This is a genomic window from Alcanivorax sp. HI0083 (assembly GCF_001635175.1).
On record NZ_LWFX01001161.1, the window covers coordinates 1 to 6358 of the forward strand.

Sequence of the window (6358 nt, forward strand, 5' to 3'; positions counted from 1 at the left end):
GGCGGTGTTCAATCGCCAGCTCGCCAGCGCATAAGCAGGTAGACGCCCTTGTCTTCCTGCTCCTCAAAGCCCAGCCGAAGATAGAGTCGCCGCGCCGGGTTGTTGGTTTCCACGTGAATAGTCAGGGGTTTGCCGGACTGGCGAGCCCGTGATTGCAAGGTGGAGAGAATCTGTGAACCGAGCCCGGTGCCGCGAAAGGCGGGCAGCAGGGCAATGTCCACAATGCGAATTTCCTGTTCCCAGTCCGAGACATACAGCCGCCCGGCGGTCTCCCCGTTTAATTCGATCAGGTGCCGTTCCGCTTCCGGGTAATGCTGAAGATAGTGTTCGTGCTGTGCCTTGGCCTGCAGGGCCAGAAAGGCATCCTGCTGCGCCTGGGGCCAGCCGGTTTGCGCCACTTCTTCCTGGCGGGTGCTGGTGTAGATGGCCAGTAACATCGGCGTGTCGCTGTCACTGGCGGGGCGTAAACGGTAGCTGTGCATTACGAGCGGGAAGGGTAAATGCCGACCAGGGCCACAATGAAATGCACAAACAATTGTGGGGTTAGCGACTCTGCGTTAGCAGGAAGCGCCTCCCAGGTCTGTTGCGTTTTTCCCAGGCCGCGATCAATGCTGACGCTGGTGGTAGCCGCAACCGTGCCACTGGCATTGCTGCCACTTTTGGCGCCCAGACGAACCGGCGCAAGCCCCGGGCCCGTGCCAGCGTGCACCGGGGAGCGCCCACGGCAATCCGGCAAACCGAAAGTGGTTCTGCCGTCGCCACCATAAATGGTGCCGAACAGGGAAAACAGCGCATCGTTCTGTGATACGGCCAATATCTGGCCATCGCAGAATGCCCAGCCTCGCGGAGCAAAATTGCCCGCAAACATGCGAATTTCGCCGATAAAGGGTTCAGACATAGGAGCCTCTAGCTTCTGCTGGGAAAAAGCCCTTGCAGGGCGATGGCAAAGTTCAGCGCGATGGAATCCATCTGCGCGCCCCGGGTGGCAACGGTGGTGGTGTTCAGTGTGCTGCCCAAATTGCGATCCAGGGTCAGGCTGTCCAGGGTGTCTCCGTCGCCGGCAGGGCCGGTTGTGTTCGTCGTTCCCCCTTTAGCGCCCAGATTGATGTTACTTGTTTCAATATGCATGGGCGTGCGGCCACGCAGGTCCGGAAGCGCAAAACTGGTTCTGCCGTCGCCGCCGTAGGTGGTACCCAGCAGAGAATAAAGGGATTGATTCTGGTTGATGGGCAGAATCTGGCCATCACAAAACGCCCAGCCTCGGGGGGCAAAGTTGAAGCCGTAAATGCGGATTTCAGCGAGAAAGGGTTCGCTCATCAGTAAATGACTCCTAGCCTCTGGATGGGTAGAGCCCTTGCAGGGCAATAATGAAATTCAGCCCCAGATAAGGGTGGCGCTGATCGCCCGCAGGTATTTTGGCGGCCACGCTGCGGGTGGTCTGACTATTGCCCAGGTTACGGTCAGGCACGACGCTCTGTACCACGTCTACCGGGTTGTTTGCGGCCACCTGACCAAGGCGATAGTTTGGCAGTCCGGGGCCTCTGCCGGGATGTGCGGGTGCCCGGCCTTGCAGGTTGGGCAGGGCGGTGGTCGAGCGGCCATCTCCTCCGTAAGTGGTGCCAATCAGGCTGAACAACGCGGTGTTCTGGCTGATCGGCAGCAGTTGCCCATTACAAAAAGCCCAGCCGCGTGGGGCAAAGTTACTCGCAAAGATGCGGATTTCGGCGAGAAAGGGTTCGCTCATAGTGACCTCATACGCTGATCAGCAAGTTACTGCCCGGTTGCCAGCTCAAGTGAGCCAGCTGCTGAGCGCCGGTTTGGGGGAGTGTCAGTAGCGGGCTGGAACGATCTGCCCAGCAGAGCTGCTTCTGGCAACGGTCCATGATCAACAGCTGGCCGTTTACCGCGGCCAGGCCGCCGGGCATGGTTAGTGTGCTGACCTCACTGCCCAGGCTGTGGCCCGCCAGGGTGAAGTGGTGCAGCCGTCGATCACCGAGGGTGAGCAGGGTGATACGCTCTCGGGTTTTGGCCAGTGAGGCGGGACCATTCAGGGGCAGGTCGCTCTCCAGCCAGGTTCTGGTTTCATTGCGGATATCCAGTCGCATCAGACGATGGCCATGTACATCCGCGATCACGGCATGATCACCATTGAGGACAAAATCGGCAGGTTCCAGCAGATCGGTCAGATCGATGTGGCGGGCCAGGGTTCCGTCGGGCCGGAACCAGCTTAGCCGGCGCTGACTGCGGTCCAGCAAGACGGCGTTATCACCGTCCAGGGCCGCGGCCACGATGCGGGTTTCGTTGGCTGCACCGGTGGTCAGGTTGATGGTACTGCCATGGCGATACCACAGGGCTTGCCGGCCATGGTCGCTGATCTGCAGGCGCTGGTTCTTCCCCAGGGCAATCGCTCGCGCCGCACTGACCAATTCCACGCGGGTTGCCGTGGTGCCAGCGACCAGAGGGGTGCTGAGCAGTATTCCGGCCGCGCCGCCTGCCGCGATAAACTGCCGTCGCGTGATAGCCATTAGTTGGCTGCCGCGCAAGTGATGGTGATGGCGCTGGGCGTAGCGGCTGCGCCTGTCTGCCAGGTTTCACAGCTGCCGCTCCAGACGCCGGCGGCACTGGGGTAGCTGTTAGTAATGTAGCTATTGCTGGCGCACTGAACGCCGCCAGCGAGTACCACGCCACTGTCACATTGACAGCTTGTCGCACTGGTACAGGCCTTTTGAGCAACATTGCTGGTGCTGAAGGTGCCGGCGGGGCCGGTCATGCCGGTGGGACCTATTGGGCCAGGGGGGCCCATCATACCCGGAGTGCCCATGGGGCCTGGGGGGCCTTGAGGGCCAGTTTCGCCGATAGGACCCGCAGGCCCCTGGGCGCCGGTATCCCCTTTGGGTCCGGTGGCGCCATCAGCACCGGTGGGACCTTGCGGGCCGGCAGGACCTTGCGGTCCGACTGCGCCAGTGGCACCGACGGGACCTGCGGGCCCCTGGGCGCCGGTATCCCCTTTGGGTCCGGTGGCGCCATCAGCACCGGTAGGACCTTGCGGGCCGGCAGGGCCTTGCGGTCCGACTGCGCCAGTGGCACCGACGGGACCCGCAGGCCCTTGGGCGCCGGTATCCCCTTTGGGGCCGGTGGCGCCATCAGCACCGGTAGGACCTTGCGGGCCGGCAGGGCCTTGCGGTCCGACTGCGCCAGTGTCACCGACGGGACCCGCAGGCCCCTGGGCGCCGGTATCCCCTTTGGGGCCAGTTGCGCCATCAACACCGTCTGCGCCAGGAGGCCCCGCGTCACCGGTATCACCCTTGGGGCCAATCAATCCGCTATCCGGCCCAACCCACTCGCCGAATTCATTAATGACAAGGTCATCGGCGATGCTGATTGTGCGCGGTGTTATGTCGCCATTAACTTGTTCGGCTTCACGCGCCTGCAAGGCGTAGGGGACGCTACCGGTGGTAACCGCAAGGCGTGGCGTCATTTCGCTGTCGCCATCGATGGCCAGGCCCAGTTCTACCTGATCGCTGCCGAGTAAATCCTCGGGTAGCGGGTTGCTGGCGTCGTCGCCGAGAACCACGCTATAGCGGCCGTCTTCTGCGGTAATTACCTGGGTTTCAGTCCACAGTACCGCCCCGAGCCCCTGGGGGTCGGTGACTGTGCCGCCAGCGGTTTGATAGTCCGTGGTTCGCCCGGACATATCGTAAAGGGTAACCACCACATCAAAGGTACCGTGCAGGGGGCGCAGCGTGCTGATATCAGTGAGATACCCCTGCACGACCAGGCGGGAAGGAACCTCCGCATAAGCGGAAGGTGTTGAAAACGCGCAGAGAAACACCACTGCCGTCAGGCAATGGCGGAGTGATTGAAGCATCAGATTGTCCCCCAAGAGATGCAGAAGGTCAGGCCTTCTTTCGTCGTTGTGCATATATTAGGCAATTTATTGCCAAGCAAACAAGCTGTATCCGCTATTGCGCCTGCCTACTTTCCAGTATGCCGTCAATCTCAATTTTTTTTTGAGTTGCAGGTAGTATGACGGCCATTGGTTTTATTGCGCTGAGGATTGGCTATGAAAGCACCGGTTCGGGAGCTGATGGGTCTGTTTGATCTGGAGCAGCTGGAGAACAATTTGTTTCGCGGGCAGAGCGAGGCCAATGGCCAACGCAGTGTGTTTGGTGGCCTGGTGGCCGGGCAGGCGCTGCTGGCCGCCTCGCGGACGGTGGATGACACGCGGCAGGTCCATTCGCTGCATGCCTATTTTCTGCGCCCGGGGGACTTCAATATACCGATTGTCTATGACGTGGACCGTATCCGTGACGGCAAGAGTTTCACCACACGCCGGGTGAACGCGATCCAGCATGGCCGGCCGATTTTTTCTCTGGCGGTGTCTTACCAGGTGGCCGAGGAGGGCGTTTGCCACCAGGCGCCCATGCCGGACGTGCCGGGCCCGGAGGGGCTGGAAAATGATGAGGCGATTCGCATGAAGTTGGTGGATCGTTTACCTGAGCAGTACCGGCAGGATTTCCTGACCGAGCGCCCGGTGGAATTCCGCCCGGTAACGCCGAAAGATTCCATTTCTTCGGAGCCCAAGGCGCCGATCCGGGAAGTCTGGTTTCGGGTGGTGGATCGGGTAGATGCAGACCCCATGACCCAGCGTGCGCTGCTGGCCTATTGCTCGGATTTCGGCCTGATGGGCACCGCCATGCTGCCCCACGGGATGAATTTCTGGCAGCCCAATGTGCAGTGCGCCAGTATCGACCACGCCATGTGGTTCCATGAGGACTTCCGTATTGATGAATGGCTGCTGTATCGCAGTGATAGTCCTTTCGCAGGCGGTTCCCGTGGCCTGAACTTTGGTTCCATCTACCGCCAGGACGGCACTCTGGTGGCGTCGGTGGCCCAGGAAGGGCTGATGCGTTTGCACCCCTCTGACAGCCCGGCGGAATGACGCAGCTGATTGACCTGCTGGAAGAGGTACGCGCTTGCCGGCTGTGTGAGCCGCACCTGCCACTGGGGCCGCGGCCGGTGGTACAGGCCGGGGAGGGCGCTCGGTTATTGATTGTGGGCCAGGCGCCGGGGACCCGTGTTCATGAAACCGGTATCCCCTGGAATGACCCGTCCGGTGAGCGTTTACGAGACTGGCTGCAGATCAGCCCTGAAACGTTCTACGACGCGGACCAGGTGGCGATTGTGCCCATGGGGCTGTGCTACCCGGGGCGCGGAAAGGGCGGTGATCTGCCGCCGCGCCCGGAATGTGCCCCCCAATGGCACGACCGGTTGCTGGCGGAGTTGCCGAACCGGCGCCTGACGTTGCTGGTGGGGCAGTACGCCCAACGCTATTACCTGCCGCAGCGGGGTAAAACCCTCACCGACAATGTGCGGCATTTTGCCCGGGCGCTGGAGGCGGGGTTTTTCCCGTTGCCCCATCCCAGCCCCCGCAATCGCCTGTGGCTGCGCCAGCGGCCCTGGTTTAACGACGAGGTGGTGCCGGTGCTGCGTGAACAGGTTGCCACCGCTATGCAGGCACCGCCTGCGGGATGATAAGGCTGATGTATTAGCGGTTTGTTTCCGACAGGGCCGGCTCCCTGGGCTTGTAGCGCGCAATATCCCCGTAACCCGGGTGGATAAAGCCGCTTTTTGGCGCTATTATGCGCGCCCCGAACTCCACCACCGCAGGTGGGCCAGGAAGCAGGGCAATGACGCCGCTTTCCGCCGCCTGAACCCAAACTGAGAGGGCCATCTCCGTGAGCAAACTGGAAGACCATTTCGGACGCTGGAAAAACCGCGAAGAGATTGCAGAAGCCATGATCCCCATGATCGGCCGCCTGCATCGTGAAAAGAACGTTACCACGACCGTGTACAGCCGTTCCCTGGTCAACAAGTCTGTTATCCAGATTCTGAAGAGCCACCGTTTCGTCAAGCAGGTCGAGGACTCCGAGCTGTCTGTGGTCGATACCTTCCCGATTCTTCAGGAAGTGGTGAAGTCGGATCTCGGCCCTTGCCGTATTGATATCGGCAAACTGGCGGTGGAGTACAAGAAAGACAATCGCGGCTTGTCTATTGAAGACTACGTGCGCGAAGAGCTGGCAGAAGCGGTGAGCAGCAAGGTTGGCATGCCTGAGCGTACCGATGTGGTGCTGTACGGCTTCGGTCGTATCGGCCGAATTCTGGCCCGCCTGCTGATCGAAAAAGCCGGTTCCGGCGATGGCCTGCGCCTGAAGGCTATTGTGGTACGCGAGTCTGGCAAGGGTGATCTGCAGAAGCGCGCCAGCCTGCTGCGCCGTGACTCCGTTCATGGCCCGTTCGCCGGCACCATTGCCGTGGACGAAGAAGAGAACGCGATCATCGCCAATGGCAACTTCAT

10 protein-coding genes are annotated in these 6358 nt (G+C 61.2%); 3 read left to right on the forward strand and 7 right to left on the reverse strand.

What is annotated here, in order from left to right:
• Positions 1-8: 8 nt before the first annotated feature.
• From A3754_RS16560 to A3754_RS28785, 6 genes are read right to left on the reverse strand one after another with little or no spacing between them, the layout of a single operon-like run.
• A complete protein-coding gene (locus tag A3754_RS16560) occupies positions 9-482 on the reverse strand; it encodes a GNAT family N-acetyltransferase (protein WP_063520585.1) in 474 nt (157 codons plus the stop codon).
• The gene (locus A3754_RS16565; RefSeq protein ID WP_063520586.1) at positions 482-898 is read right to left on the reverse strand and encodes a phage tail protein; all 417 of its coding nucleotides are present in this window, start codon (positions 896-898) and stop codon (positions 482-484) included. Before A3754_RS16565 ends, A3754_RS16560 begins: the two co-directional genes overlap by 1 nt.
• A gap of 8 nt (positions 899-906) precedes the next feature.
• On the reverse strand, positions 907-1317 hold the full coding sequence (locus A3754_RS16570; RefSeq protein ID WP_063520587.1) for a phage tail protein: 411 nt from the start codon (positions 1315-1317) through the stop codon (positions 907-909).
• 13 nt (positions 1318-1330) lie between these two features.
• On the reverse strand, positions 1331-1744 hold the full coding sequence (locus A3754_RS16575; protein ID WP_082872413.1) for a phage tail protein: 414 nt from the start codon (positions 1742-1744) through the stop codon (positions 1331-1333).
• A gap of 7 nt (positions 1745-1751) precedes the next feature.
• Positions 1752-2525 (reverse strand): hypothetical protein, encoded by a 774-nt coding sequence (locus tag A3754_RS16580; RefSeq protein WP_063520588.1) that lies wholly within the window; start codon positions 2523-2525, stop codon positions 1752-1754.
• Positions 2525-3868, reverse strand: coding sequence for a hypothetical protein (locus tag A3754_RS28785; protein ID WP_304439503.1), 1344 nt, complete (start codon positions 3866-3868; stop codon positions 2525-2527). Before A3754_RS28785 ends, A3754_RS16580 begins: the two co-directional genes overlap by 1 nt.
• A 195-nt stretch (positions 3869-4063) precedes the next feature.
• Here A3754_RS28785 and tesB point away from each other — a divergent pair, with 195 nt between their 5' ends.
• Complete coding sequence (tesB, locus tag A3754_RS16590) at positions 4064-4942, forward strand: acyl-CoA thioesterase II (RefSeq protein ID WP_063520590.1); 879 nt, start codon at positions 4064-4066, stop codon at positions 4940-4942.
• Positions 4939-5535 carry a uracil-DNA glycosylase family protein gene (locus A3754_RS16595; RefSeq protein WP_063520591.1) on the forward strand — a complete coding sequence of 199 codons (597 nt, stop codon included), beginning with the start codon at positions 4939-4941 and terminating at the stop codon, positions 5533-5535. The genes tesB and A3754_RS16595 overlap by 4 nt, the downstream gene beginning before the upstream one ends.
• Positions 5536-5548: 13 nt before the next feature.
• Here A3754_RS16595 and A3754_RS16600 read toward each other — a convergent pair whose 3' ends face one another.
• Positions 5549-5734, reverse strand: coding sequence for a hypothetical protein (locus A3754_RS16600; protein WP_063520592.1), 186 nt, complete (start codon positions 5732-5734; stop codon positions 5549-5551).
• Between the two features lie 4 nt (positions 5735-5738).
• Between A3754_RS16600 and A3754_RS16605 the strand changes: the two genes are divergently transcribed.
• On the forward strand, positions 5739-6358 hold a 620-nt coding region (locus tag A3754_RS16605; protein ID WP_304439841.1), incomplete at its 3' end, for a glyceraldehyde 3-phosphate dehydrogenase NAD-binding domain-containing protein.

What these genes read in the sequence shown, in the direction of transcription:
- A3754_RS16560 (WP_063520585.1), bottom strand. Translation starts at nt 482, where the DNA reads ATGCACAGCTACCGTTTACGCCCCGCCAGTGACAGCGACACGCCGATG.
- A3754_RS16565 (WP_063520586.1), bottom strand. Translation starts at nt 898, where the DNA reads ATGTCTGAACCCTTTATCGGCGAAATTCGCATGTTTGCGGGCAATTTT.
- A3754_RS16570 (WP_063520587.1), bottom strand. Translation starts at nt 1,317, where the DNA reads ATGAGCGAACCCTTTCTCGCTGAAATCCGCATTTACGGCTTCAACTTT.
- A3754_RS16575 (WP_082872413.1), bottom strand. Translation starts at nt 1,744, where the DNA reads ATGAGCGAACCCTTTCTCGCCGAAATCCGCATCTTTGCGAGTAACTTT.
- A3754_RS16580 (WP_063520588.1), bottom strand. Translation starts at nt 2,525, where the DNA reads ATGGCTATCACGCGACGGCAGTTTATCGCGGCAGGCGGCGCGGCCGGA.
- A3754_RS28785 (WP_304439503.1), bottom strand. Translation starts at nt 3,868, where the DNA reads ATGCTTCAATCACTCCGCCATTGCCTGACGGCAGTGGTGTTTCTCTGC.
- tesB (WP_063520590.1), top strand. Translation starts at nt 4,064, where the DNA reads ATGAAAGCACCGGTTCGGGAGCTGATGGGTCTGTTTGATCTGGAGCAG.
- A3754_RS16595 (WP_063520591.1), top strand. Translation starts at nt 4,939, where the DNA reads ATGACGCAGCTGATTGACCTGCTGGAAGAGGTACGCGCTTGCCGGCTG.
- A3754_RS16600 (WP_063520592.1), bottom strand. Translation starts at nt 5,734, where the DNA reads ATGGCCCTCTCAGTTTGGGTTCAGGCGGCGGAAAGCGGCGTCATTGCC.